Below are 24,309 nucleotides of genomic sequence, written 5' to 3'. Positions count from 1 at the left end.
GAGTTGCATGAAACAACTCATCAGGCAGTGGAACTCTGCCGGTGGTCTGGCGGGACAATTCGGGGCGTTGCCGGTCGGTTCGGGGAGGTGGGCGGCAACCATCGACGAGAGTTGGTGGGGCTGGTCGGGCCCGTTCGGCGGGGCGATCGTCGCGCTCGCCGTACACGTCGCAGCCGATGCGGTGCCGGGGGCGTCGGTCCGCGCGGTGGACCTGCGGTTCGTCGGCAAACCGGCCGGCGGCGAACTCATCCTGACGCCGTCGGTCCGTGAGGTCGGCCGGCACACGCGGATCGTCGACGTGGCCGTCACGCAGGGAACCGCCGAGATCGCGATCGCCTCGGTGACGGCGGGGCGGGTCGGCGACCGCCGCTGCCGATGACATCGTCGACTTCACGGCGGCCGTGCCGGGTCCGGAAGGGCTCGCGCAGTTCGACATCCCGCCGGAGGTCGTCCCCATGGGCGGTCACCTCGACCTTCGCCCGGTCGATGGCCCGCTGCCGCTGACCGGCGCCGACGACCCGTGGATGCGTGCGTGGATCTCGACGCGCGCCCCCATGGCGCTCGACGCGGCCTACCTCGGCCTGCTCGCCGATTGTCTGCCGCCCGCGGTCTTCCCCACACTGACCGCACCCCTGGCCATCCCCACCGTCGCCTTCTCGATGCACATCACCGCAGCGCTCGACGATCCCGAACCGGCGCCGGTCCTCGTGCACACCCGCAACATCTCCACGTCGGGCGGCTGGTCCGTCGACGACACGACCCTCCGTGACCGCAACGGGCGGCTCCTCGCTTCCGCGCGCCAGAGCCGCCGCGTCGTGGGGTGGTCGGCCCGATGACCTCCACACCCGCCGAAACAGACTCGCCGTCAACGGTTTTCGCCCGGCCTGGGCTAAGGCTGCTCATCTTGTCCGGCGCCGCGTTCATGGCCAGCCTGGACGTGTTCATCGTCAACGTCGCGTTCGACGACATCAGTGCCGACTTCGACGGCGCGAGCCTGTCCGCGATGTCGTGGATCCTCAACGCGTACGCGATTCTCTATGCGGCGCTCCTCGTCCCGGCGGGCCGGATCGTCGATCGCTATGGCCGTAAAGGTGGGTTCCTTCTGGGTCTCGCACTGTTCACCGTCGCCAGTGCAGCCTGCGCTGCAGCACAGGGTGTTTGGTGGCTCGTCGCATTCCGTGCGCTGCAGGCCGTCGGTGCGGCGATCCTGACGCCGGCAAGCCTCGGGCTGGTGGTGTCGACATTGCCGCCGGAGCGTCGTGCGCGCGGTGTGAAGATCTGGGCGGCCACCGGTGCGCTCGCCGCTGCTTTCGGTCCCGCTGTGGGAGGCGTGTTGGTGGAGGCGTCGTGGCGGTGGGTGTTCCTGGTGAACATCCCGGTGGGCATCGCCGCTCTCATCGCGGGTGCGCTCGTTCTCGTCCGCTCCCGAAACGATTCTGTGACTGCGTTTCCCGATGCTCTCGGCGCCGGTCTGCTCGTGGTGGCCGTGGGTGGGCTGACCTTGGGTCTGGTGCAGGGGAGTGAATGGGGCTGGTCGGATTCCCGCATCATCGGTGCATGGCTCGTTGCGCTGGTGGCGTTCGCCGGGTTCGTGCTGAGTTCCCGACGCCACGCCGAACCGGTCATCGACCCCGCGTTGTTGCGGGTTCGGGCCTTCTCCTACGCCAACGTGGCCATCCTGCTCTTCTCGATTCCGTTCGCCGGCGCGCTGCTCGCCAACATCCTGTGGTTACAACAGGTCTGGGGGTTCTCGGCGATCACGACCGGGTTGGCGGTGTCCACCGGACCGCTGATGGTCCCGATCTTCGCGGCGGTCGCCGATCGCCTCAATGCGAGGATTCCGGTGGGCGTCATCGTGGCCGCGGGCTGTGTCCTGTTCGCGGTCGGAATCGCGATGGTCGCGTCATCGGTCGACGCCACCCCGGACTTCGCCACCGAGATGCTGCCCGGCTGGCTCATCGGCGGTGCCGGTGTCGGATTCGCGCTGCCGTCGATCCTGTCCTCCGCGACGGCCGACCTACCCGCCCATCAGGCGGCGACCGGCAGTGCGGTGGTCAGCATGAACCGCCAGATCGGAATGTCGTTGGGTGTCAGCGTGTTCGTCGCGATCGTCGGCACCGCGGTTCTCTACGACGACGTGCACGACGGGTTCGTCTCGGCGTGGTGGGTGCTCGCCGGAATCGGGGTGGTCGGTGGTGTCGCCGCGCTCGGCATGACCCCGCGCGCCGGGCTCTGAAAAAAGTTGCGGCACTTGGTACCGGAATACGGGACCGACTGCCGCAACAATTCGCGCCGACTCAGGGCCTTGTGAACCGCTCCCGACGACCCAATCCGCGCAGTCGTACCCACTCGGCGAACGCCTTCGGGTCACGTTGCTGCACAAGGAAGAACCAGCCGAAGCGGGCGTACTCCTGGGGGAGCAGCTTGCGCATACCGGGCTGGCTCATGAGGTAGCCGCGGTTGCGGTAGGTGAAATAGCGCTTGGTGTCGTTGTCCGGGTACTGGGTGTGCATGCGGCCACCCAGGATCGGGCGGAACTCCGCGGAACCGTCCGGATGCAGGTAGCCGGCTCGCAGGCAGGTACCGAACTTCACCCCGGAGCGAACCAGACGGCGGTGCACCTCGACCTCGTCGCCGCGGAAGAACAACCGGAGATCGGGGACGCCGACCTGCTCGAGGCATTTCGCCGAGAACAGCGCGCCGTTGAACAGCGACGCGATACCGGGCAGGAGATCGTCAGACTGGGCCTCACCGTCGGCGAAGAGCTCAGAACGCTTGCGGCGCCACACGAGCCCGCGTCGCAGCGGGAAGGCAAGGGTGTCCGGGTCGTCGAGGTTGGCGACCACCGGCGACACCTCGTCGAGGTCGTGACGCTTCGCGCAGTCGAGCAGTGTGGAGAGCACCGACGATCCGTCGGGCCGGCCGTCGTCGTCGGCGCACCAGACCCAGTCGGCGCCGAGCGCGAGTGCGTGCAGCATGCCCAGCGCAAAACCGCCGGCACCGCCGAGGTTGCGGTGCGACCCCAGGTACGTGGTGGGAACAGGCTGAGACGCAACGAGTTCGGCGACCGCGGGTTCGTCGGCGTTGTCGACGACGATGAGGTGGTCGACGGGCCGGTCCTGACCGGACACCACCGCGAGGGATTCGGCGAGCAGTTCGACGCGACGGTGGGTCACCACCACCGCGATCACCTTCTTCGGCCGGGAACCGCTCACTCGGAAGCCTTCTGCGAATCGGCCTGGACCTGGGCGATCACCTTGCGGACGTGGGCTGCGGCGCCCGGGCCCTCATAGGCCTCGACGACCTCTTCGATGCCGCCCTCCATGCGGACCTCACCCTTGTCGATCCACAGCGCGCGATCGCAGAGCTGGGCGAGGAACTCGTTGGAGTGGCTGGCGAAGACCAGGATTCCGGAACGCTCGACGAGCGCCTGCAGACGACCACGCGCCTTCTTCATGAAGTCGGCATCGACCGCGCCGATGCCCTCGTCGAGGATGAGGATCTCCGGGTCGATCGACGTCACGACGCCGAGTGCGATGCGGACGCGCATACCGGTGGAGTAGGTGCGCAGCGGCATCTGCAGGTAGTCGCCGAGTTCGGTGAACTCTGCGATGTCGTCGATCTTCTTCAGCATCTCCTTGCGGGTCATGCCCAGGAACATGCCGCGGATGATGATGTTCTCGTAGCCCGAGATCTCGGGGTCCATGCCGACGCCGAGATCGAAGACCGGGGCGACGCGACCATGCACCCGGCAGGCGCCGCGGGTCGGTTCGTAGATACCCGACAGCAGGCGCAGCAGCGTCGACTTGCCGGCGCCGTTGTGGCCGACGAGACCGATGCGGTCGCCGTGTTTGAGGTGCAGGTTGATGTTCTTGAGAGCCTCGACGACCACCACGTTCGACGCGTTGGATCCGATGACACCGCCGGCGGCGCCGATGACGGACTTCTTCAGCGAACGCGTCTTGGCGTCGAAGATCGGGAAGTCGACGCAGGCATCCCACGTGTCGACGCGGACCCGGTTGTCCTCGAGGTTGTTGTTTCTGGCCATCAGTTGAGTCCCTACACCCAGTACGCCACGCGGGCGCGATAGTTGCGCATCACCAGCATGCCCAGAACCCAGCCGACGGCGGTGCATCCGAGGACGACGGCCCAGTGGTAGAACTCCACCGGTTCGCCGAGCAGCGGTCCGCGCGCGATCTCGAGGTAATGGAACATCGGGTTCAGCTCGACCAGCTTCAGCCGCGACGACGTCTCGCCGGTCGCGCTGCTCAGGCTCGACGTCGTCCAGATGATCGGCGTCATGAAGAACACCAGCTGCACCGCGGTGGTCAGGAGCTGACCGATGTCGCGGAAGCGGGTGGACAGGATACCGAAGACGATCGTCACCCACACCGCGTTCAGCACGTACAGGCCGATGGCCGGGACGATGAGGAACACGGTCCAGTTCAGCGGCGGTGTGAAGATCGCGAAGATGATCACGATGATCACCACGTTGTGCGCGAAGATGATCAGCGACCGCCACACGACCCGGTAGACGTGGACGCTGACCGGGGCCGGGAGCTGTTTGATCAGGCCTTCGTTCTTCGCGAACACCTCCGCGCCGTCGAGGATCGAGGTCTGGATGAAGTTCCAGAAGATGAAGCCCAGCGCGACGTACGGCAGGAACACCTTGATGTCCATGCCGAACAGTTCGCCGTACAGCAGGCCCATCGCGGTCGCGGTGACGCCGGTGGCGATGGTGATCCAGAGCGGGCCCAGCACCGACCGGCGATACCGCTGCCTGATGTCCTGCCAACCCAGATGGAACCACAGCTCGCGGCTGGCGAGACCGTCGCGGAGGTCCTTGACCGCACGCGCGAAGGTGCGTGACTCAGAACTCTCGGGACGCGCGGGTATCGCGTCGTCGTCTACTACCGCTGACACGAGGAGTCAGCGTACCCGCGCCGGGACTCAGAGGTACTGGCCGGTGCTGTGGCCAGGGCCACCGCCGGGTCCGGGCATGCCCGGGGGCAGTGCACCCTGGCGCATCTGTTCGAGCTGGGCGCGGGCCGCCATCTGCTGGGCGAACAGTGCCGTCTGGATTCCGTGGAAGAGGCCTTCCAGCCAGCCGACGAGCTGGGCCTGCGCGATCCGCAGCTCGGCGTCGGACGGAGTCTGATCGTCGGAGAACGGCAGTGCGAGGCGCTCGAGCTCTTCGCGCAGCTCGGGCGCGAGGCCCTCCTCGAGTTCGCGGATCGACGACTCGTGGATCTCGCGTAACCGGTTGCGCGAGGCTTCGTCGAGAGGTGCGGCCCGCACCTCCTCGAGCAGCTGCTTGATCATCGTGCCGATCCGCATGACCTTGGCGGGCTGCTCGACCATGTCGGCGACGCTCGTCGACTCCGACGACTCGTCGCCGGATTTCGGGCCGTCCACGCCCGCGCCCACCACGATCACGTTCTCGGAGTCGCCGGCGCCGAAGGGGCTGCCGGGCGTCGAACCGGGTCCTGGAGTGCCATCGATTGCCATGGCTCCCATTGTGCCCATCCAGATCGACCGAGACCTCGCCGGGCGCGGATCGTTCGGGTACCGGCACTCACCAGAGAGGCGGTGAACGGCGCGAGTAAGGGCGTCTATCCTCGTGCCATGGCTTTCGACGTCGCCTATGTGCGTGGATTGATTCCATCGCTCGGCGACGGCTGGATTCACCTCGACCCTCAGGCGGGTATGCAGGTTCCGGATTCGGTCGCCACGGCGGTGACCACCAGCTTCCGTCATCTGGCGGCGGCTCCCGGTGGCGTGTACCCGTCGGCCCGCGCCTCCGCGGATGTCACCGACAGCGCTCGACGCGCGATCGCCGATCTCGTGGGCGGCGACGCCGCGGGCGTGGTCCTCGGTCCGTCGCGCTACTCGCTGCTGGCCTGCCTGGCCGAGGCGCTCTCCCCGCACGCGTTCCTGCGCGGCGATGTGGTGGTGACCCGGCAGGACGACGAGCCGAACATCGTTCCGTGGGTCCGAGCCGCTGAGCGGTACGCCGGTCGGATCAGGTGGGCCGAGGTCGACGTCGAGAGCGGGGCGCTGCCCGCATGGCAGTTCGGTGATCTCATCACTCCGGAGACCGAGGTCGTCGCCGTGACCCTCGCCTCGTCGACGACGGGTGCCATCACCGACATCGGCGAGATCACGCCGCTGGTCCGCGAGGCGGGCGCGCTGTTCGTCGTCGACGCCACCAATGCCGCGCCGTACCTGTCGCTGGACATCCACGAGCTCGGGGCCGACGTCCTGGTGGTCTCCGCCGACCGCTGGGGCGGCCCGCGGATGTCGGCGATGGTGTTTCGCGAACCCCAGGTCATCGACCGGTTACGACTGATGTCGATGGACCCGGGCGCCAAGGGGCCGGCACGACTCGAACCGGAACCCCACCAGGGGTCGATGCTCGCCGGACTGGTGGCCTCGGTCGAACACATCGCGGGACTGGACGAGGATGGCATCGGAAAACGCCGGCGCCGTCTGATCACCTCCCTCGACGGCGTCTACGAGTACCTGCAGCGGCTGACCTATTACCTGGTCACGACGCTGACCCAGCTCAATCACGTCAATGTGGTCGGCACCGAGGAGAACCGGGTGCCGCTGGTGAGCTTCACCGTTGACGGGGTGAGCGCCGACAAGGTGGTGCGTCGCCTCGCCGACAACGGGGTGTGTGCGCTTGCCGACGTCCCTCACCGAGCGCTGGTGCGGATGGGCGCACCCGAGTTCGGGGGTGCCGTCACCGTGGGTCTCGCACCGTATTCGACGCCGTACGAGGTGGACCACCTGGTCCGAACCCTGGGTTCACTCGCCTGAACAGAGGACAGCGCAACCCCGCACGGTATTCACTATTGCGCGTCCCGAATTAACAACAATGTATGTTGTCCTGTTGTGTCGGGAAACAAGGATGATCGAGCATCAGGTCCTCCGCGGTCACTCACCTCTGCCGAGGCCGAGAGTTGGTTCTACCTCGTCGACGGTGGATGGGCGTTGTTCGCGCGCGTCAACGACGAGTTCGTAAGGCGCGGCCTGTCGCTGTCGGACCTGCGCATCCTCGAGGCGATCTCGCAATCGCCGAAGCTGGGTGTCAGCGAGGTGGCCGACACCGTGCACATGCGCGTCAGCACCGTGTCGCGCATGATCGCGCGACTCAGCGAGGTCGGCGACGTCGAACGACTCGAGTCGAAGGCGGACGGGCGCCATCGACTTGTTCACCTCACCGATCAGGGCCGCGAGACTCTTGCCACCCACGTCCATCTCCGCGACCGGGTCATCCGGAGGTTCGTCGTCGACGCGATGAGCCCGGATGAGTTCGCCTGTCTCGGGATCGCGTTCCGCAAGATCAAGGAGGCGGTCGCCGCCGCCGACGAGGAGTCGGCCCCCGCTCGCTGACCTACTCCAGCGTCAGCAGGACCTTTCCGATGGCGTCACCGCTGTTGAGGTGGTCGTGCGCCGCGGCGGCGTCGGCCAGGGGGAAAGTGCGGTCGACGACCGGCTCGACCTTCCCGGCTTCGATCAACGGCCACGTGCGGGCCATGGTCGCCGCGACCACCTCGGCCTTGCCGCCCGGCCCGTGAACGGGACGGGCGCGCAGCGTCGTGCCCATCACCGACAGCCGCTTGGCCAGCAGCAGGCCGATCGGGAGTTCGGCTTTCGTGCCGCCCTGCATCCCGATGATCACCAGACGTCCGTCGGTGCTCAACGCCTTGATGTTCGACGACAGGTACTTGGCGCCGATGATGTCGAGGATCACGTCGGCGCCGCCGTTGTCCTTGAGGATCTGGGCGAAATCGTCTCGCGTGTAGTCGATCAGGATCTCGGCGCCGTATTCGCGGCACCGGTCGAGCTTGGCCTGGGTGCGGGCGGTGACCGCGACCCGGGCGCCCATCGCATGCGCGAGTTGTGTCGCATGGGTGCCGATGCCGCTCGATCCGCCGTGGATGAGAAGCAGCTCGCCCGTGCTCAGGTGCGCGGTGTCGAAGACGTTCGACGACACGGTGCACGCGACCTCGGGGAGCGCGGCCGCCGACACCAGGTCGACGCCACGCGGGACCTGCATGACCTGCTCGGCGGGAACCGCGACCTTCTCCGCGTAGCCGCCGCCGGCCAGGAGTGCGCACACCTCGTCGCCCACCGCCCAACCGGACACCTGGTCACCGAGCGCGGAGATCCGGCCGGACACCTCGAGACCGAGCGTCTCCGAGGCACCGGGCGGCGGCGGGTAGTTCCCGGCTCGCTGGAGGATGTCGGCACGGTTGACACCGGCCGCGACCACGTCGATCACCACCTCACCGGCAGCCGGCGACGGGTCGGGCACGTCCTGCACGGACAGGTTCTCGGATTCGACGACGATGGCTTTCACCCTGTCGATGGTTCCACATGGGGCACCAGAACCACGGTGTCCCGCGACGTCCCGGGCCGAACCGGTGTCCGCCCGACCTCGGTGGGCGGACAATGGGCTCATGTCCACTCTGTTCTGGATCATCATCACCGTGGTTGCCATCGGCACGATCGCAGGCGGGTTGCTGCGCATGCAGGCCTGGCTGCGGAAGCCGGCTCCACCCGAGGTGATCGAAGCGGCGCGGCGGGAGCGCGAAGCCGAGGAGGACTGACTCGGAGCCGCCTACCACCAGATCAGCGCGGCGCAATGGGGTGCTGACGGCCGATGTCCGTGTTTGACGTACTCTTGCTGGTCAGGGAAGCGTGGCAGAGCGGCCGAATGCACTCGCCTTGAAAGCGAGCGTGGGTAAAACCACCGGGGGTTCAAATCCCTCCGCTTCCGCCAGGATCGCCGTGTGGCGCCTTCGCGAATCTGTACGTGAGGCACGACACGGCACGCGGCGTCCTAAGATCTTCGCCGTGCAGTTCTCGAGGTTCGTCGCCATCGGTGACAGTCAGACGGAGGGTCTGGGAGACCCGCACCCGGAGTACGAATTCCGCGGGTGGGCCGATCGCCTCGCCGAGCGGATGGCGGTACTCAACCCGGATCTGCAGTACGCCAACCTTGCGATCCGTGGGAAGCGGACGCGGCAGGTTCTCGAGGATCAGCTCGAACCGGCGCTCGCTCTCGAACCGGATCTCGTCGCCGCACCGCTCGGTATGAACGACGTGATCGGCCGCTCTGACCTCACCCAGGTGCGCGCCGACCTCGATGCGATCTATCGGCGACTCGCCGATTCGGATGTCACGGTGATCGTCTCGACCTTCCCGAACATCGTCCGCACCATCCCGTTCGCCGCCCGAAAAGAGCACCGGTTGCTGGAGCTGAACGCGATGAATCGCGAGTTCGCCGCGACCTACGGTTTTATCCTCGTCGACCTCCACGCCGCACCGGTGTTGACGGACCCGCGATCGTGGTCGTCGGACCGCCTGCACGCCTCGCCGTTCGGGCATGAGAGGTTTGCCGACGCTGCCGCGCATGCCCTCGGTCTCCCCGACGCGACCGACGACTGGGGCAATCCGCTGCCACCCGCACCGGTTTCGCATCCGGTGGCCGCCCTCGTTCGCGACACCCGGTGGGCGGTCGAGTTCTTCACGCCGTGGCTCATACGCAAGCTCCGCGGGGTCTCCCTCGGCGACGGCCGCGAGCCCAAGCGGCCGTCACTCACCTCGATCGTCGTTCGGGATGTCTGAGGTCGAGGGAGCCGGATTCACCGTCGCGTCGTTCAACGTCAACGGGATTCGGGCGGCGCGTCGGCGCGGCTTCGACGTCTGGCTGGCACAGCGCGATCCCGATGTCGTGGGCCTGCAGGAGTTGCGGTGCGGCATCGACGATGTCGGTGAGTTCGCCGGTTACACCGCGGCAGTCGACGTCGGCACGATCCCGGGACGAAACGGCGTGGCGATCCTGACCCGCACCGCGCCCGCCGCAGTGCGTACCTGGCTGACGCATCCACCGAAGGCGCTCGGGCTGAACGCTTTCGCGCTCGAAGGGCGGTATGTCGAGGTCGATCTGGCCGACCGGCCCCTCACCGTCGCGAACATCTACCTACCCAAGGGCGGTCTGCCCGCGGAGTTGCAGCGGCCCGGTTCGATGCGGGAGAAGCCCGATGGCGGCACCAAACATGCACGCAAACAACGGTTCTTGGCGGCGTTCGCCCGCGAACTGCAGCGCAGCCGGCTCGCGGCACGCCGCGCCGGGCGGGAGTTCCTTCTTCTCGGCGACCTCAACGTCGCCCACCTCGAACACGACGTCACCAACTGGCGTGCGGCCCGCAAGATGGAGGGCTTCCTGCCCGAGGAACGAGAGTGGTTCGGTGAGATCACCGGGTCGCGCCGGCTCGTCGACGTGGTGCGTGCGTTGCACGGCGACCGGCCGGGCCCGCTCACCTGGTGGAGCTGGGCGGGGGAGTCCTTCGTCAAGGACGTCGGGTGGCGCATCGACCACCATCTCGCGACACCCGGGCTCGCGCGTCGGGCGCGGTGGGTCGAGGTCGACAAGGAACCGACGCCGGATGTCCGGCTCTCCGACCACGCGCCCCTCGTCGTCGAATACGCCGAGGTCAACGACGGGGAGAAGGGGTCGTCAGACGGTCCGCGACCCGCAGGTACTCAGCTGGGCTGATGATCTCCCGCCGGTGACAAGCTCTGCTCCGACCACCCGCGACGGCCTGGGTGCGCGCCTCCTGTTCACTCTGGCGCTCCTGTCGGCGACCGCACCGATCGCGACCGATCTGTACCTGCCCTCGTTCATCGACGTCCAGGACGCTCTGCACACGGACGCCACGCACGTGCAGTTGACGCTGACCGCGTTCCTGATCGGTGTGGGTGTCGGCCAGGTCATCTGGGGTCCGATCTCGGACCGGTTCGGTCGGCGTCTCCCGCTGATCATCGGCTCTGCCGGCGCAGTCATCGCCGGTGTGGTGGTGGTCGCGGCACCGAACATCGAGGTGCTGATCGGCGCCCGGTTCGTGCAGGCGCTCGCGGCGGCGTCCGGCATGGTCATCGCCCGCGCCGTCATCGCCGATCTCCTCCGCGGATTCGCCGGCGCCCGGTCGATGACGCTGATGATGAGTATCCAGAGTCTCGCACCGGTCATCGCACCGCTCGTGGGAGGTGTTCTCGCAGGACATGTTCCGTGGCGCGGCATCCTCGCGGTGATCCTGGCTACGGCCGTATTGCAGCTGATCGGTGCGGTGACCTCGGTGCCGGAGACCCTGCCGCAGGAGCGTCGTGCACCGCGACTTCGGTTCGGGGACCTACTCGGTCGGCTGAAGCGCCCGGCGTTCATGGCCTACGTACTGACGCAGGCCTTCGCGTTCGGCGCGCTGATGGCCTACATCTCGAGCTCGTCATTCGTGTACCAGAACGTCATCGGAACGTCGGAGCTGGTGTACGGCTGCGCCTTTGCGGTCAACGCGCTGGGGATGATGGGTGGAGGACTGATCTCGTCGAGGTTGGCGCGTCGGCAGGTCCATCCCGCGACGACCATCAAGCGCAGTCTTCCCGTGTTGATCCTCGCCGCGTGCGGGGTGCTCGGCGCGGCGGTGTCGTCGGTGCCGGTCCTGCTGGTTGTCCCGCTGTTTCTCCTCGCCACGGCCATCGGCTTCATCTTCGGCAACGCGGCCGCCCTGGCCATGGAGCACACCCACGACGCCGCGGGCGCCGGCAGTGCCATGCTCGGCGGGATCATGTTCCTCGTGGGTGGCGCGTTGTCCCCGCTGGGCGGCCTCGCCGGCGACGACACCGCCGTACCGATGGCCTGCATCATGATCGTCTCGTCGATCCTCACCGCGGTCTGCTTCGCTATCGGCCGGCGCTACGTCGCGCGCAACCCGGAATCGGAGGCGGCGTTCGCGCACGCGTGACCCGCGCCCGGGCACAATCGCTGGTTCCGGCCAGAAGCGCCAGCCGGAAGTGGCGCATCTGAGGGGAAGTCGCGATTGTGCCACGCGGCGGGGACGGGGCTCACACGACGGTGAGCACAGCCTGCAGGTACTCCCACTCCATGCGGCCGTCGGTGATGTGCCGGTCGGCTAGCTCGGCGATGGCGGAGTCGAGTTCGGCGACGCGGGTCGGGTCGTCGGCGATGTTGCGGAAGGTCACGATCGTCGGGCCGTAGTGGGCCTTGAAGAAGTCCCGGAACGCGGCGCCGTCGGGGAACTTGTCGATCTCCACCGTCGTGGTGGTGAACCGGTGATCGGTCACGCGGCCGTCGAACAGCGATCGCACATGGTCGGTGCTGCCCCACAGCGGTCCGGGCTGTGCTCCGGGAGGTGGCGGCGGTGCATACGGCTTCATGACGCCGAACAGTTCGCCGATGAAACCCGTTGGCGTCCAGTTGATCAGGCCGATCCTGCCGCCGGGTCGAACGACGCGGACGAGTTCGTCGGCGCACCGCTGGTGGTTGGGTGCGAACATGACGCCGACGCAGGAGGTCGCGATGTCGAAGTCGTCATCGTCGAACGGGAGGTCCTCGGCATCGGCGGTGCGCCAGGTGATGCCGAGATCCTTGTGCCGCGCCTCGCCGGTCTCCAGCAGCTCGGGGGTGAGGTCGGTGGCGACGACGTGCCCACCGGCCCGAGCTGCCGGCACCGCGACGTTGCCGGCGCCGGCGGCGACGTCGAGAACCTTGTCGCCGGACCGGATGTACAGCGCGTCGACGAGGCGCCTGCCCAGCGGGGCGATCAGATCGGCGACGGCGGGATAGTCGCCCGCTGCCCAGAGCTTGCGGTGCTTGGCCTTGATCTCGGCGTCGAACGGGGTGGGGTGGATCGTGGTCATGATGGGAATCCTCGTGCTCGTTGGAGTCGTGTTCATCTGGCGGACCTCTCGAGCATCCACCGTCCACGGCGCATCCCTCCAGACCAACATCTGTACCGGAACCGGTTCACATTCTGTACTGGTCATCGACGTGCCGCGGGTGTGTACTGGGATTCAACGACGCAAGGGAGGATGCGATGACGTCGTATGGACAGTTCTGCCCGGTCGCCAAGGCCATGGAGCTCCTGGATGAACGCTGGACGATCCTGATCGTCCGCGAAATGCTCTTGGGCAGCCGTCATTTCAACGAACTACGACGCGGCGTACCGAAGATGTCGCCGGCGCTGCTCACCAAGCGGCTCCGCAGTTTGGAACGAGCCGGGGTCATTCGGCGTTCGGACATCGGTGGTCGTTCGGTGTACTCACTGACCGACATGGGCCAGGAGCTGACCACTGTGGTGGAGGCGTTGAGCCAGTGGGGGATTCGCTGGGTCGGAGAACTCGGAGACGCCGACCTCGACCCTCACCTGCTGATGTGGGACATGCGCCGCACCATCGCCGTCGAACGATGGCCACGGCGACGGACCATGGTGCAGTTCAGGTTTCGCGATGTCATCGGTAGGTCGGGAACCTGGTGGCTCGTCGTGTCGGGCGACGACGCGCAGGTGTGCGATTTCGATCCCGGTTACGAGGTCGACGCCACCATCGTGACCGATTTGAGAACCCTGACCGAGATCTGGCGCGGCGACATCGACTGGCGGTACGCGCTCAGCGCCGATCGAGCCGAGGTCCACGCCCCGGCGGAGATCGCCCGCGAGATCCCGTCGTGGATCGGGCAGAGCCTCTCGGCGGCCATCCCGCGTCCCGCGTGAATCAGCGCAGTCCGATCGAGCGCATCAGGATCGGCCAGGACACAGCCAGTTCGTCCTTCCAGTAGCCCCACTTGTGGGTGCCGCTGGGTCGCAGGTTGGAGGTGTAGGGGATGCCGAGTTGCTTCAAGCGGTTGCTCATCTGTCCGGTGCAGGTCCAGCTGCCGAACTCGCCGATCATGCCCTGGAAGGTCTCGTCGATCGGGTCGGAGAGCAGGTTGTTGTACTTCCCGGGGAGGCCGTTTCCCGACGACATGTAGATGGTCTTGCCGCGCAGCTCCTCCGCGTTCACGTAGGGATCGTGGGCGCTCCACTCTGGGTCGCCCATCGGGCCCCACATGTTGTTCGCGTTGCCGCCGCCGCGGCTCACGTCCCATCGGGTGAGCAGCTGGTTCTGGGGGCTCGAGATGTTGGCGCAGTCGCTGTACCCGGCCACCCCGCGGTACAGCGCGGGGCGTCGGGTGGCGAGGGTCAGGGCCGCGACCCCGCCCATAGACGCCCCGGCGATGGCGTTGCGACCGTTGCCGCCGAACTCCTCGTCGATCAGCGGGGGCAGTTCCTCGGTCAGGAACGTCTCGTACATGTACTTCTTGCCGACGCCGGGATCGACTGCGCGCCAATCGGTGTAGTAGCTGTGCGGATCGCCGACCGGCGTCACGACGTTGAGCTTCTCGCCCGCGGCCAGCTGCTGCAGGTTCGTCATCGCGTACCAGCCGGACTCCTCGTCGTGTGCTTCGGCGCCGTCGAGCATGTACAGCGTCGGTCGCTTGGTGTCCCCGGCCGGATGCTGGACGTCGACGGTGATCTCGCGACCCATCGACGGCGACCAGATCTTGAGGCGCTCGCGTCCGTCGAAGGCGGTGGTCGAGACGATGCGGGCGGTGTCCTGGTCGGCGACAGCGGACGGGACTCCCGGGGTGAGTGTCAGCGCGACGAGTGACACCCCGACCGCCACCAGTGCCCCGGTCAGCGTTCGGTGTCGTCGCATGCGGCATCCCCTCGTCGTGGGTCGAGTAACCCGTCGAGTATGGGGCAGATGTGACGGATGGGACAGGTGTTGTGACCGGATTGCAACGACGGGCTCGGCATACGCCCCGTTGATGCGGGAGCTAAGCGATGTCGCGTCGCAGCGTGGTGTACCGCCCGATCACCGCGAACGCGGCGATGTACACCAGCATCACGAGAGCACCGGCCCACTGCGGGAGCAGATCCCCGGCGCCCTCACCCATGCTGGCGTAGAAGCTCGTGCCGACCAGGGCGTCGGCCGCCGACCCGGGCAGGAACTTCGACACCGACGTGGTGGCGTCGAAGGAGGCCAGCGCGATCCGGGCGATCGGTTCGACGAGCTGGGTGAACGCCAGCAGGATGACGATCGAGGCGACCTGATTTGAGACCACCGCCCCGAAGGCGACGCCCAGCGCCGTCCACAACACCATCACGAGCATCGACAGGACGATGACCTCGATGGTCGACGTGTCGCCGAGGAAGGCGCCGTCCCCGAGGAGCGCGAGGACCGGCGCGGCGGTCGCCACCACCGCGAGCGTGCCGAGGATGCCGTACAGCGCGCCGATCGGAATACCCGCGACCAACTTGGCCACCAACAGGATTCCGCGTCGCGGTTCCACCAGGAGGCTGGCGGTGATGGTCTTGTGCCGGAACTCGCCGGTCACCGCCAAGCTGCCGATCACCAGCGCGAAGACATATCCGATCGGTGAGGTCAGTGCGTAGATCGACCGCGCGAGGTCGCCACCCGAGAGCAGCACCGGCTGATTCATCGCATCGTCAGCGGTCATCGAAAAGGCAAGGACGGCACCGATGAACGCCAGGTATCCGACCATCGCGATGAGCAGCACCCACCACATCCTGGTGGAGACGAACTTGCGGTATTCCGCGACCAGCGCCGCCTTCATCGCTCAGCTCCCATCGACGGCGTGGCCGAACCGGTAAGTTGCAGGAAGACGGTCTCGAGATCGGCTCCGGCGTCGGTGAGTTCGTGCAACTCGATCCCGGCGCCGAATGCCGCGGAGCCGACGGTCGCGGTGTCGACGCCGTGGATGCGGAACCCCCCGGGGGCGTCCTCGATTCGCCAGTGGCGTTCGCGCGCCAGGGCCACAAACGACGCGGGGCTCGGCGTGCGGACCCCGACCGCGTGAACCGCGAGGTCCTCGAACTCGGTCAGGGTGGACGCGCGGACGAGTCGACCGTTGCTGATGACCACCACGTCGTCGACGGTGCTGCGTACCTCTGCCAGAACGTGACTCGACAAGAGCACCGTGCGCCCCTCGTGGGCCAGCGATCGAAGGAGTCCGCGCAACCAGACGATGCCCTGGGGATCGAGACCGTTAGCCGGTTCGTCGAGCAGGATGACCCCCGGGTCGCCGAGAAGTGCGGTGGCCAGCCCGAGTCGCTGGCGCATGCCCATCGAGTAGCCGCCGACCCGCCGGTCCGCGGCCGCGGTGAGCCCGACGAAGTCCAGCATCTCGCGACAACGCGCCTTCGAGACCCCGACCTGCGGGGCCAGCGTCGTCAGATGTCCGAGACCGGTGCGGCCCGGATGGAAGCTCGACGCCTCGAGTGCAGCCCCGACCTCCTGCGCCGGTCGCCGGATCTGCAGGTACGGGCGGTCACCGATGAGTGCTCGTCCCGCCGTCGGCTCGACGAGCCCCAGCAGCATTCGCAGGGTGGTCGTCTTGCCCGAACCATTCGGTCCGAGGAAACCCGTCACGCGCCCCGGCGCGACCGTGAAGGACAAGTCGTCGACCGCGGTGACCGCACCGAAGCGCTTGGTCAATCCATCGATCGTGATGGCGGGGGAGTTCAACGTCGGGTCACAACCAATCGCGGCGTCGGAAGGTGATGTAGAGGCCGAGCACGATTACAACTATCAGAGAGATGCTCATGATGAAGCCGGAGGTGGCGAGATACCCCGGATACGGCACATTCTGTCCGTAGAAACCGGTGATGGCCGTCGGAATCGCGATGATCGCGGCCCAGGCCGTCAGCTTCTTCATCACCGTGTTCAGCCGCGCGTCGGCGAGCGTCAGGTTCGTCTCGAAGACGGTCGTGATCATGTCCCGCAACGACTCCGTCCACTCGGACGCGCGGAGGGCGTGGTCGTACAGATCCGAGAAGTGGGGATCGAGTTCGGGCGGCGCGTGGTTCTCGAGACGGCGCCGCTGGATGCCGGCGATCACCTCACGCATCGGCAGGACCACCCGCCGCAGCACGACCAGGTCCTTGCGCAGATCGTAGGTGCGGCGCTGGAGTTCCCGGCCCGGGACCCGTTCGTCGAAGAGCAGTGCCTCGAGGTCCTCGATCTCGTCGTCGAGTCGCTGGACCGCGTCGAAATGTCCGTCGACCACGACGTCGAGCAGGCCGTGGACGAGCGCGCCCATGCCGTGTTGCGTCGCGCCGCTCTCCGACCAGCGCCGGACCACCTCGTCCATGTCGAAGTCCGGGGTCGGGCGCACAGTGATCAGAACGTTCCGTTTGACGAAGATCGAGATCCGGTGCAGGTCGAACATGCGGGCGCGCCCGTCCGACGACGCCCGGAAGTCGGTCCCCGACGCGTTCTCCGCGACGTCGTCGGACGTGGTCTCACCGGCGGCGCCGTCGTGCAGGGCGATCGCGTAGACCATGACGAACGTGTGGCCGGAGTACATGACCGTCTTCACGCGTTCGGCCGCCGCGACGGTGTCCTCGACCGCGAAGGGATCGAGGTCGAGCTCGGCGGCGACCCTCGACAGGGTCTCGTGGGTGGGGCATTCGAGGTCGGCCCAGATGAGGGTGTCGGGATCGTCGGTGTCGAGGCAGTCCGAGATCGCGTCGATGTCGAAGCCGTCCACGGCTTCGCCTTCGCGCCAGAGCTGGCCGCGTACCCGCTCGTTCGCGTGCCGTTCGGTACCGGCCTCGGCGGAATCGGTCATGCCCACATCGTGACAGCACGAACGCCTCGGGCGAGCCCGGGTGAGGAGATCGCGGTCACCCCGGCGTGTCGGAAACCGCGGGTAGCATCGAAATCGGTGTTTGCGGAAACGGGGGCGCATCGATCTCCCAGGTAAGGCGGCAGTGGCATGGTCGACAAGGGCTCGGAAGGGCAGGGCTCGAGAGGGTCGGGGCGGATGCCTGCGCGCAGCAGCGAGCAGATCCGCGAGTGGTGCGACCGGTCGGCACTGCCGGGTGAGCGTCGCGAACTGTCCGACACTGCCGCGCTGCTCGTCGCGGCCGGTTACCTGACTCCCGGGGGCCGCGCGATCGTGGTGCGCAGGATCTCCACCGGCCGCCCGATGCCGACGGTCCCCGCCGGGTTCGGCGACCTGCGCCGCCTGCAGCGCGCGATCGTCCAGCTCGAACACCAGCTGTCCAACCCGGTCGTCCCGAGCGTCGTCGGCGCCGTCATGCGCAACCGGCTGAACGGTCTCCAACGTCGCCGCGACGACGCCCGGAAGCACATCGTGACCGCCAAGGGCGTCCTCGCCTCGGGAACGCGCGCGATCCGTCGCGAGCGTCGCGAGAACATCTACCTCGAGATCGAGGAACGCGAGCGGCTCTTCTCCGGCCTGCTGTGCACGCCGACCCCCAACGTCAACTCCTCGGGCTATGTCCGACGCGCGGGCACGGCGGCCATCGACCGCATCGCCGGCGTCGTCGGACAGGTCGCCGCGAAGTCGGGCAACCCGCAGGCCGGGCAGTGGGCCGATCAGCTCCTGACCACCAGCCGCGACGCGGCACAGGCCGGCGCCCCGCGATCGGCGACCTTCGTCGACGGTTACGAGACACTGCTGTTCATCGCGGGCCACTATTACGACCGCATCGTCGGCAACCCCGCGTGGCGTTCGGACCACTTCGAAGTGCAGCGCACCCAGGTCAACCTCCACGCCGAGCTGGCCGAGATCGCCGCCGACGTGATCGGCCTGCGAGCTGTTCGCATCGACCTCGACCGCGCGAAGCGCAACGGCGGATTCGACCGCACCTTCGCGGCCCAGATAGACCAGCGAGAGACGACGCTCCGCCCGGTGTGGAGTGAACTCATCGATCGCGTCCAGGCACTCGGCGAGGTCGCGCACGTCGTCGAGTCGGCCGCCGTCGAACTCCAGGTGCTCGCCGAATACAACAAGGCGATGACGTTGGACGACCGCATCGACGCGCTGATCGCGCGTTCGGGAGATCGGGAGATCTCGGTCGACAACACCATGCGTCTCACCGAGCAGGTGCGCAGCGGCGAAGAGCAGCTTCGGATCTACCGGGATGTGTTGCAGGGCAACATCGCCCGGATATCACCGGCCGTACCGCGGGAGCTACCGGCTCGCTACGAGCCGTCGTGACCAGGCCTTGAGGTAGTCCTTCTCGCCGGGGCTGAGACGCCGGAGAGTGTGTTTCTCCACGTCGACGACGGCCATCTGGGTGCTCGCCACACACGCCGGGCGGCTCACCGGGTCGGCATGTGCACCGCGGATCTCGTAGCCGATGGTGAAGTCGACCGACCGGAAGTTCTTGATCCACATGCCGATTCGCAGTGGCGAGTCGTCGTGTCTGAGTTGGGCCTGGTACCGGATGTCGACGTGGACGATCATCGCGCTGGTGATCAGCGGGGTGTACTCCTCGCCGGCGCTCAGGAGCCAGGCGATGCGCGCCTCCTCCATGAGGGTGACCATGCGCGCGTGGTTGACGTGCCCGAAGGCATCCATGTCCGACCACCGGACCCCGACCTCCGCGACGAACGCGTACGCGGAGTCGTCGAGCCCGCCGTCCTCGAGACCGGTCTTCGCTGCGTTCATCGTGACTTTCGCTCGGGGACAGAGATTGTGTGGCGATTGGTATCGGATCGGCCACTTCCGCGGCGTCTCGCCCTGCCGACCAGCAGGTAGTCTGACAGTCTAGATGTCCGCCACGTGTCCGGTTGTCCGGTGCGGTGCAGTTACATGACGAACGGTGACTTCCGGTGCGGTCGGGGTTTTGCCGGGTAGGGAGTTTGACGTGATTTCGAGGCGCTTGATCGCGGGCCTTGCCAGTGTGCTGATGACGGCTGCATTGACCCCGGTGGTGGCCCACGCGGCACCGCGGACGACCGAGCCGAAACCCGTCGCACGTATCGCCAAGACCGTGAAGATGAGTGCCCTGCGCACCGATGTATGGGTGTACTCCCCGGCCATGAAGGACCGCATCCGCGTGTCCGTCCTGACCCCGCCGGGGGCGACGGGTCCGCGATCGACGGTGTACATGCTCGACGGTGCCGGCAACTACAAGGACGTCAGCGACTGGATCACCAAGGGTCGCGCCGGCCGGTTCTTCGCCGACAAGAACGTCAACGTAGTACTTCCCGCCGGGGCGTCGGGCACCTTCTACACCGACTGGAAGAAGCGCGACGCGAAGCTCGGCAAGCCCATGTGGGAGACATTCCTGACCAAGGAGCTGCCCCCGCTCGTCGACGAGCGGTTCAACGGCAACGGGCGCAACGCGATCATCGGTCTGTCGATGGGCGGGCAGGCGGCGTTCGCGCTCACCGTCCGGAACCCGGCGATGTACACCGGCGTCGCGTCGCTCAGCGGCTGTCCGCCGGTGTCGGGGCCGTTCAACGAGGCGTATGTGCGCTCGACGGTCGGCCGTGACGGCGGCGACGCGACCAACATGTGGGGACCGTTCGGCTCGGCCGGATGGCGCGCTCACGACCCGACTCACCATCTGGACAAACTCCGCGGGAAGAACATCTTCCTCTCCGCCGGGTCCGGGGCCATCGGTCCCCTGGACCTGCAGCGCCGGATCGACCCCGAAGAGGGCACCCGCGACGTCGTGACGGCTTCGTCGTCCGCGCTCGAACTGGGCGCCTACCGCTGCTCCCTCGAGTTCGCGGTCACCCTGCGCGCCGCACGCATCCCGTACACCGACGGCTTCCGGCTCATCGGTACCCACACCTGGGGTTACTGGGAGCGCGACCTCGAGGTCGCGTGGCCGACCATCGCGCGCGGTCTCTAGGCGCGGGGTCCGCCCCAGTTCTCGGCGAACGCCAAGAAGACGTCACCTTCGACGGCGTTGGTGACGGTCACGCGCACACCGTCACCGTCGAACGGTCGGATCACCACACCGGCGTCGACGCCGGCCCGCGCGAACTCCATCGCCGCGTCGCCCAGATCGAGCCAGACGAAGTTCGCTTGCGATTCGGGCACTCGGTAGCCGGCGGCCCGTAGCCGCTCGGTCACGCGGGCACGTTCGGCGACCACGGCGTCGGTCCGTGCGACGAGCTCGTCCGCGGCCTCGAGGCTCGCGAGCGCGGCCGCCTGGGCGACGCTGCTCACCGAGAAGGGCACGTGGACCTTGCCGAGCGCAGTGATGACCTCGGGGTCGGCGATCGCGTAACCGACGCGGAGACCGGCGAGGCCGTACGCCTTGGAGAAGGTGCGCAAGATCACGAGATTCGGGAACTCGCGACGCAGTTCGAGTGCGTCGTAGGCCTGGCTCTCCGGCAGGCGCAGGTACTCGAAGTACGCCTCGTCGAGCACGACGAGGATGTCCGACGGCACCTGCTGCAGGAACGCGCGGAGGTCGGCCGCCTCGACGACGGTGCCGGTCGGGTTGTTCGGATTGCACACGAACATCAACCGGGTCCGGTCGGTGACAGCCGCAGCCATCGCGTCGAGGTCGTAGGTGAGGTCGCCGGTAAGCGGCACCTGCACCGGCGTCGCCCCCGCCACACGCGTGGCCAGCGGGTAGGTCTCGAACGACCGCCAGCCGAAGACCACCTCGTCGCCGGGGCCGCTGGTGATGGTGATGAGGTTCTGGCAGAGGATCACCGATCCGCAGCCCACCTGGACCTCGTCCTCGGTGACGCCGAGTTTCTTCGCGAGCGCTGCGGTGAGTTCGACGATGCCGTTGTCGGGGTAGCGGTTGACTCCGGCCGCGGCTGCGGCGATGGCGTCGACGACGCTCGGCAACGGACCCTCGGTGACCTCGTTGCTCGCGAGCTTCACGGCCCCGGGAAACGTCTTGCCCGGAACGTAGACGGGAAGGGTGTCGAGATCGGGGCGGATTCGCAGGCTCACCAGACCAATGTAGGCCGACCCGTCAGAGGGGCAAAAACCGGCTCTGACCAAACGGTTTGCTTGTGGACGCGGCGGGTGTGTAATCTTTCGTCCGGCAGTTCGAAAGGACTCCGCCAAGGAGGCGTGCCAGAGCGGCCGAATGGGACTCACTGCTAATGAGTTGTCTCGCTAAAACGGGACCGGAGGTTCAAATCCTCTCGCCTCCGCCACCGCAGTCGGCCGACGGCGGTACAACTGAATAACACGCGCCCGTAGCTCAACGGATAGAGCATCTGACTACGGATCAGAAGGTTTGGGGTTCGAATCCCTACGGGCGCACAGAAAATGAACCCGCCACCGGCTCCCGGTGGCGGGTTCATTCGTCGGCGACGAACGTGATCTACGTGTCTGTGGTGAGCACCACCAATTCGTTCGTCGCCCGCGTCATCGCCACATACCGATCCACGGCACCTTCGATCCCCTCGCCGAACGACTCCGGATCGACGAGCACCACGAGATCGAACTCGAGCCCCTTGGCGAGGGTCGGGGTCAACGACCGGACCCGCTCGTTCTCGGCGAAGCCCGGGTCGCCGATGACGCAGACCAGTCCTTCGTCATGCGCGGACAACCATTCGTCGACGACCCCCGCGAGCTCGGATCGTCGTCCGTAACGGACGGGCAAGCCGGTGCGGCGTACCGAGGTCGGGACGTTGGCGTCGGGCAGCGCGGCGCGGATGACCGGTTCCGCGGCGCCCATGATCTCCTCGGGCGTGCGGTAGTTGATGGTCAGCCCCGCCAGGGCGACGTCGCCGAACCCGACCCGCCGCAACCTCTCCGACCACGACTCGGTGAATCCGTGACGGGCTTGTGCACGGTCGCCGACCACCGTGAAGCTCGTCGACGGGCAGCGGTCGAGGAGCATCTGCCACTGCGCGTCGGTCAGCTCCTGCGCCTCGTCGACGACGATGTGCGCGAATGGTCCGGCCAGCGGGTCCGCGGTGCCGGTGTCGGCCACGACGCCGTCGTCGAGCGCGTTGCGCAGATCCTCCCCGCGGAGCATGGTCATGAGGCCCTCGCCGTCGTCGTGCACCCCGGCTGCGATCAGGTCGTCGACCACCTGGTTCATGCGATCGCGCTCGGCCGCGACGGTCGCCCGACGGTGGCGTCTGCGCAGGGCGGCTTCGGGGTCCCCGACCCTGCGTCGCGCAGCGTCGAGCAGCGGGAGGTCGGCGTCGGTCCAGGCGTCGGGGATGTCGCGCTGTAGGGCACGCACCTCGTCAGGTGTCAGCCACGGCGCACACCGGCGCAGATAGGCGGGCACCGACCACAGATCGCCGACGATGTCCGCCGGTTGCAGAACCGGCCACGCGCGATTGAACGCCGACGTGAGCTCGTGGTCGGTGGCGAGCGCACGCCGCAGTGCGCCGAAGGGAACATCGTCGTCGTGCTTCGAGGCGATGATCGAGACGAGTTCCTCCCACACCTCGTCCCGGCCGTCGTTGTGCGGCGTGCCGGGCTCGGGCACATCGAACGCCTCGGTCCAATCCGATGCAGTGAGAGTGACTTCGGCCCAGGGCGTTTCGACGACAAGCGGCGTCGTCGGTGGTTGCTCGTAGAACTCCACCGCCGGCTCGACAGCCCCGACCATCCGCGCCGACGACTTCAGTCGTGCCACGCGATCGTCGGATTCCGTTGTCGCCGAATCCCCTTCGACGACGAGATCGGAGAGCGTGCACGTCTGCACGCTCTCCTCGCCGAGGCTCGGCAGCACATCGGCGACGTAGGCGAGGTACGGGCGATGCGGACCGACGATGAGGAGCCCTCCGCGGTTACCGGCGAGTCGAGGGTCGGCGTAGACGAGATAGGCCGCCCGATGGAGGGCCACCACCGTCTTGCCCGTCCCGGGGCCGCCGTCGACGACCAGCGCGCCGTGGGAGCCGGCACGGATGATCGCGTCCTGATCGGCGGCGATAGTGCCCAGCACGTCCCGCATCCGCGGCGAACGGACGGCGCCCAGGTCGGCGATGAACGCCGACTGGTCGTCGAGAGCTGCGTGACGATCAAGAGCAGCCGGGTCGTCGACAAAGACCTCATCCCAGTAGTCGGTGATCCGCCCTTGCGTCCAACGGTAGCGGCGTCGACTGACCAGTCCTGCGGGATCACGCAGGGTCGCGGCGAAGAAAGGTGCCGCCACGGGTGTACGCCAGTCGACGAGAAGGGTTTGGCCGGCGGCATCGGTGAGACCGAGCCGGCCGATGTAGAGCACCTCACCGTCGGCGCCGACGATGCGCCCCAGGCAAGCCTCGAGGTCGAAGCGTTTCAGAGCCCGCACGCGGGACAGGGTCTCGTGAATCTCCAGATCCCGATCCAGGGCTCGACGTCCGCCGCCGCCATCGGATCGGCGAAGCGCCGCGATCCGGGAGTTCGCGTCGGCGATGCTCTCGGCGAGGCTCGTGGCGATCGAGGCGAAGTGTCGCTCGTCGTCGGCGATGAGAGCGGGGTCAGCCTTGACGGACAGCCTGGGCGGCAGGTCGAAGACAGTGCTGGGTTCAGGGGCGAGCGGGGCGGACGGCACGGACAAGGCGGCTCCGATGGTGCGATGCGGGTAGGACTTCCGGCAGGTGGGAAGGCGATTCTGCACCCGGTAGGGGGTCTTGCGGCAAGGCCCCGTCCAGCGCTTATGGTGAAGAGGGAAAAACTTTCGGACACCGAGCGGG

At 67.4% G+C, this 24,309-nt stretch carries 23 protein-coding genes, 3 tRNA genes and 1 pseudogene; 14 read left to right on the top strand and 13 right to left on the bottom strand.

Features of this window, described 5'->3' with window-relative positions:
• The first annotated feature begins 7 nt into the window (after positions 1-7).
• Together GOALK_RS10295 and GOALK_RS10290 are read left to right on the top strand one after the other, a co-directional pair.
• Positions 8-836, top strand: a pseudogene (locus GOALK_RS10295) (acyl-CoA thioesterase).
• Entirely contained in the window at positions 833-2,236 is a 1,404-nt protein-coding gene (locus GOALK_RS10290; RefSeq protein ID WP_006358747.1) for a DHA2 family efflux MFS transporter permease subunit, read from the top strand. Before GOALK_RS10295 ends, GOALK_RS10290 begins: the two are co-directional and overlap by 4 nt.
• A 61-nt stretch (positions 2,237-2,297) precedes the next feature.
• On the opposite strand, the gene glfT1 is transcribed toward GOALK_RS10290, so the two are convergent.
• From glfT1 to GOALK_RS10270, 4 genes are read right to left on the bottom strand one after another with little or no spacing between them, the layout of a single operon-like run.
• Positions 2,298-3,215: a galactofuranosyltransferase GlfT1 gene (gene glfT1 / locus GOALK_RS10285; protein WP_006358746.1), complete on the bottom strand. Its 918-nt coding sequence runs from the start codon at positions 3,213-3,215 to the stop codon at positions 2,298-2,300.
• On the bottom strand, positions 3,212-4,048 hold the full coding sequence (gene wzt / locus GOALK_RS10280; RefSeq protein ID WP_006358745.1) for a galactan export ABC transporter ATP-binding subunit Wzt/RfbE: 837 nt from the start codon (positions 4,046-4,048) through the stop codon (positions 3,212-3,214). Before wzt ends, glfT1 begins: the two co-directional genes overlap by 4 nt.
• A gap of 11 nt (positions 4,049-4,059) precedes the next feature.
• Positions 4,060-4,923 (bottom strand): galactan export ABC transporter permease subunit Wzm/RfbD, encoded by an 864-nt coding sequence (gene wzm / locus GOALK_RS10275; protein ID WP_006358744.1) that lies wholly within the window; start codon positions 4,921-4,923, stop codon positions 4,060-4,062.
• Between the two features lie 27 nt (positions 4,924-4,950).
• Positions 4,951-5,508, bottom strand: a complete 558-nt coding sequence (locus GOALK_RS10270) for a bacterial proteasome activator family protein (RefSeq protein WP_006358743.1) — start codon at positions 5,506-5,508, stop codon at positions 4,951-4,953.
• 117 nt (positions 5,509-5,625) lie between these two features.
• Here GOALK_RS10270 and GOALK_RS10265 point away from each other — a divergent pair, with 117 nt between their 5' ends.
• Positions 5,626-6,822: a cysteine desulfurase-like protein gene (locus GOALK_RS10265; RefSeq protein WP_040004132.1), complete on the top strand. Its 1,197-nt coding sequence runs from the start codon at positions 5,626-5,628 to the stop codon at positions 6,820-6,822.
• 75 nt (positions 6,823-6,897) lie between these two features.
• Positions 6,898-7,398 carry a MarR family winged helix-turn-helix transcriptional regulator gene (locus GOALK_RS10260; protein WP_006358741.1) on the top strand — a complete coding sequence of 167 codons (501 nt, stop codon included), beginning with the start codon at positions 6,898-6,900 and terminating at the stop codon, positions 7,396-7,398.
• Position 7,399: 1 nt separating this feature from the next.
• On the opposite strand, the gene GOALK_RS10255 is transcribed toward GOALK_RS10260, so the two are convergent.
• Entirely contained in the window at positions 7,400-8,368 is a 969-nt protein-coding gene (locus GOALK_RS10255) for an NAD(P)H-quinone oxidoreductase (protein ID WP_006358740.1), read from the bottom strand.
• A gap of 100 nt (positions 8,369-8,468) precedes the next feature.
• Here GOALK_RS10255 and GOALK_RS23725 point away from each other — a divergent pair, with 100 nt between their 5' ends.
• From GOALK_RS23725 to GOALK_RS10235, 5 genes are all read left to right on the top strand, one after another.
• Positions 8,469-8,618, top strand: a complete 150-nt coding sequence (locus GOALK_RS23725) for a hypothetical protein (protein ID WP_006358739.1) — start codon at positions 8,469-8,471, stop codon at positions 8,616-8,618.
• 85 nt (positions 8,619-8,703) lie between these two features.
• Positions 8,704-8,791: transfer RNA gene (locus tag GOALK_RS10250), tRNA-Ser, on the top strand.
• Between the two features lie 74 nt (positions 8,792-8,865).
• Positions 8,866-9,639, top strand: coding sequence for an SGNH/GDSL hydrolase family protein (locus GOALK_RS10245; protein WP_040004113.1), 774 nt, complete (start codon positions 8,866-8,868; stop codon positions 9,637-9,639).
• Positions 9,632-10,570, top strand: a complete 939-nt coding sequence (locus tag GOALK_RS10240; protein ID WP_006358737.1) for an exodeoxyribonuclease III — start codon at positions 9,632-9,634, stop codon at positions 10,568-10,570. The genes GOALK_RS10245 and GOALK_RS10240 overlap by 8 nt, the downstream gene beginning before the upstream one ends.
• 13 nt (positions 10,571-10,583) lie before the next feature.
• On the top strand, positions 10,584-11,813 hold the full coding sequence (locus GOALK_RS10235) for a multidrug effflux MFS transporter (protein ID WP_006358736.1): 1,230 nt from the start codon (positions 10,584-10,586) through the stop codon (positions 11,811-11,813).
• 100 nt (positions 11,814-11,913) lie between these two features.
• On the opposite strand, the gene GOALK_RS10230 is transcribed toward GOALK_RS10235, so the two are convergent.
• Entirely contained in the window at positions 11,914-12,729 is an 816-nt protein-coding gene (locus tag GOALK_RS10230; RefSeq protein WP_006358735.1) for a class I SAM-dependent methyltransferase, read from the bottom strand.
• A 176-nt stretch (positions 12,730-12,905) separates the two neighbouring features.
• Here GOALK_RS10230 and GOALK_RS10225 point away from each other — a divergent pair, with 176 nt between their 5' ends.
• Positions 12,906-13,580, top strand: coding sequence for a winged helix-turn-helix transcriptional regulator (locus GOALK_RS10225; protein ID WP_006358734.1), 675 nt, complete (start codon positions 12,906-12,908; stop codon positions 13,578-13,580).
• Between the two features lies 1 nt (position 13,581).
• Here the strand turns inward: GOALK_RS10225 and GOALK_RS10220 are convergent, their stop codons facing one another.
• The 4 genes from GOALK_RS10220 to GOALK_RS10205 form a co-directional block, all read right to left on the bottom strand.
• The gene (locus GOALK_RS10220) at positions 13,582-14,565 is read right to left on the bottom strand and encodes an alpha/beta hydrolase (protein WP_006358733.1); all 984 of its coding nucleotides are present in this window, start codon (positions 14,563-14,565) and stop codon (positions 13,582-13,584) included.
• A gap of 121 nt (positions 14,566-14,686) precedes the next feature.
• Positions 14,687-15,487 carry an ABC transporter permease subunit gene (locus GOALK_RS10215; RefSeq protein ID WP_006358732.1) on the bottom strand — a complete coding sequence of 267 codons (801 nt, stop codon included), beginning with the start codon at positions 15,485-15,487 and terminating at the stop codon, positions 14,687-14,689.
• On the bottom strand, positions 15,484-16,398 hold the full coding sequence (locus GOALK_RS10210; protein WP_006358731.1) for an ABC transporter ATP-binding protein: 915 nt from the start codon (positions 16,396-16,398) through the stop codon (positions 15,484-15,486). The genes GOALK_RS10215 and GOALK_RS10210 overlap by 4 nt, the downstream gene beginning before the upstream one ends.
• Positions 16,399-16,405: 7 nt before the next feature.
• Positions 16,406-17,503: a magnesium transporter CorA family protein gene (locus GOALK_RS10205; protein ID WP_006358730.1), complete on the bottom strand. Its 1,098-nt coding sequence runs from the start codon at positions 17,501-17,503 to the stop codon at positions 16,406-16,408.
• Between the two features lie 147 nt (positions 17,504-17,650).
• Here GOALK_RS10205 and GOALK_RS10200 point away from each other — a divergent pair, with 147 nt between their 5' ends.
• Positions 17,651-18,901 (top strand): hypothetical protein, encoded by a 1,251-nt coding sequence (locus tag GOALK_RS10200; protein WP_006358729.1) that lies wholly within the window; start codon positions 17,651-17,653, stop codon positions 18,899-18,901.
• On the opposite strand, the gene GOALK_RS10195 is transcribed toward GOALK_RS10200, so the two are convergent.
• The gene (locus GOALK_RS10195; protein WP_006358728.1) at positions 18,875-19,354 is read right to left on the bottom strand and encodes an acyl-CoA thioesterase; all 480 of its coding nucleotides are present in this window, start codon (positions 19,352-19,354) and stop codon (positions 18,875-18,877) included. The genes GOALK_RS10200 and GOALK_RS10195 overlap by 27 nt on opposite strands.
• A 241-nt stretch (positions 19,355-19,595) precedes the next feature.
• Between GOALK_RS10195 and GOALK_RS10190 the strand changes: the two genes are divergently transcribed.
• Positions 19,596-20,549, top strand: coding sequence for an alpha/beta hydrolase (locus tag GOALK_RS10190; protein WP_232283158.1), 954 nt, complete (start codon positions 19,596-19,598; stop codon positions 20,547-20,549).
• On the opposite strand, the gene hisC is transcribed toward GOALK_RS10190, so the two are convergent.
• Complete coding sequence (gene hisC / locus GOALK_RS10185; protein ID WP_006358725.1) at positions 20,546-21,613, bottom strand: histidinol-phosphate transaminase; 1,068 nt, start codon at positions 21,611-21,613, stop codon at positions 20,546-20,548. The genes GOALK_RS10190 and hisC overlap by 4 nt on opposite strands.
• A gap of 117 nt (positions 21,614-21,730) precedes the next feature.
• Here hisC and GOALK_RS10180 point away from each other — a divergent pair.
• Both GOALK_RS10180 and GOALK_RS10175 read left to right on the top strand, forming a co-directional pair.
• Positions 21,731-21,822, top strand: a tRNA-Ser gene (locus GOALK_RS10180).
• Positions 21,823-21,858: 36 nt separating this feature from the next.
• Positions 21,859-21,931: transfer RNA gene (locus GOALK_RS10175), tRNA-Arg, on the top strand.
• Positions 21,932-21,992: 61 nt separating this feature from the next.
• On the opposite strand, the gene helR is transcribed toward GOALK_RS10175, so the two are convergent.
• Complete coding sequence (helR, locus tag GOALK_RS10170) at positions 21,993-24,173, bottom strand: RNA polymerase recycling motor ATPase HelR (RefSeq protein WP_081474335.1); 2,181 nt, start codon at positions 24,171-24,173, stop codon at positions 21,993-21,995.
• Positions 24,174-24,309: the final 136 nt, after the last annotated feature.

It is taken from the genome of Gordonia alkanivorans NBRC 16433, assembly GCF_000225505.1.
GTDB lineage: Bacteria > Actinomycetota > Actinomycetes > Mycobacteriales > Mycobacteriaceae > Gordonia > Gordonia alkanivorans.
This window is presented reverse-complemented; position numbering and strand designations above follow the sequence as displayed.

What these genes read in the sequence shown, in the direction of transcription:
- GOALK_RS10290 (WP_006358747.1), top strand. Translation starts at nt 833, where the DNA reads ATGACCTCCACACCCGCCGAAACAGACTCGCCGTCAACGGTTTTCGCC.
- wzt (WP_006358745.1), bottom strand. Translation starts at nt 4,048, where the DNA reads ATGGCCAGAAACAACAACCTCGAGGACAACCGGGTCCGCGTCGACACG.
- GOALK_RS10270 (WP_006358743.1), bottom strand. Translation starts at nt 5,508, where the DNA reads ATGGCAATCGATGGCACTCCAGGACCCGGTTCGACGCCCGGCAGCCCC.
- GOALK_RS10265 (WP_040004132.1), top strand. Translation starts at nt 5,626, where the DNA reads ATGGCTTTCGACGTCGCCTATGTGCGTGGATTGATTCCATCGCTCGGC.
- GOALK_RS23725 (WP_006358739.1), top strand. Translation starts at nt 8,469, where the DNA reads ATGTCCACTCTGTTCTGGATCATCATCACCGTGGTTGCCATCGGCACG.
- GOALK_RS10240 (WP_006358737.1), top strand. Translation starts at nt 9,632, where the DNA reads ATGTCTGAGGTCGAGGGAGCCGGATTCACCGTCGCGTCGTTCAACGTC.
- GOALK_RS10230 (WP_006358735.1), bottom strand. Translation starts at nt 12,729, where the DNA reads ATGACCACGATCCACCCCACCCCGTTCGACGCCGAGATCAAGGCCAAG.
- GOALK_RS10225 (WP_006358734.1), top strand. Translation starts at nt 12,906, where the DNA reads ATGACGTCGTATGGACAGTTCTGCCCGGTCGCCAAGGCCATGGAGCTC.
- GOALK_RS10220 (WP_006358733.1), bottom strand. Translation starts at nt 14,565, where the DNA reads ATGCGACGACACCGAACGCTGACCGGGGCACTGGTGGCGGTCGGGGTG.
- GOALK_RS10215 (WP_006358732.1), bottom strand. Translation starts at nt 15,487, where the DNA reads ATGAAGGCGGCGCTGGTCGCGGAATACCGCAAGTTCGTCTCCACCAGG.
- GOALK_RS10205 (WP_006358730.1), bottom strand. Translation starts at nt 17,503, where the DNA reads ATGACCGATTCCGCCGAGGCCGGTACCGAACGGCACGCGAACGAGCGG.
- GOALK_RS10200 (WP_006358729.1), top strand. Translation starts at nt 17,651, where the DNA reads ATGGTCGACAAGGGCTCGGAAGGGCAGGGCTCGAGAGGGTCGGGGCGG.
- GOALK_RS10195 (WP_006358728.1), bottom strand. Translation starts at nt 19,354, where the DNA reads ATGAACGCAGCGAAGACCGGTCTCGAGGACGGCGGGCTCGACGACTCC.
- GOALK_RS10190 (WP_232283158.1), top strand. Translation starts at nt 19,596, where the DNA reads ATGACGGCTGCATTGACCCCGGTGGTGGCCCACGCGGCACCGCGGACG.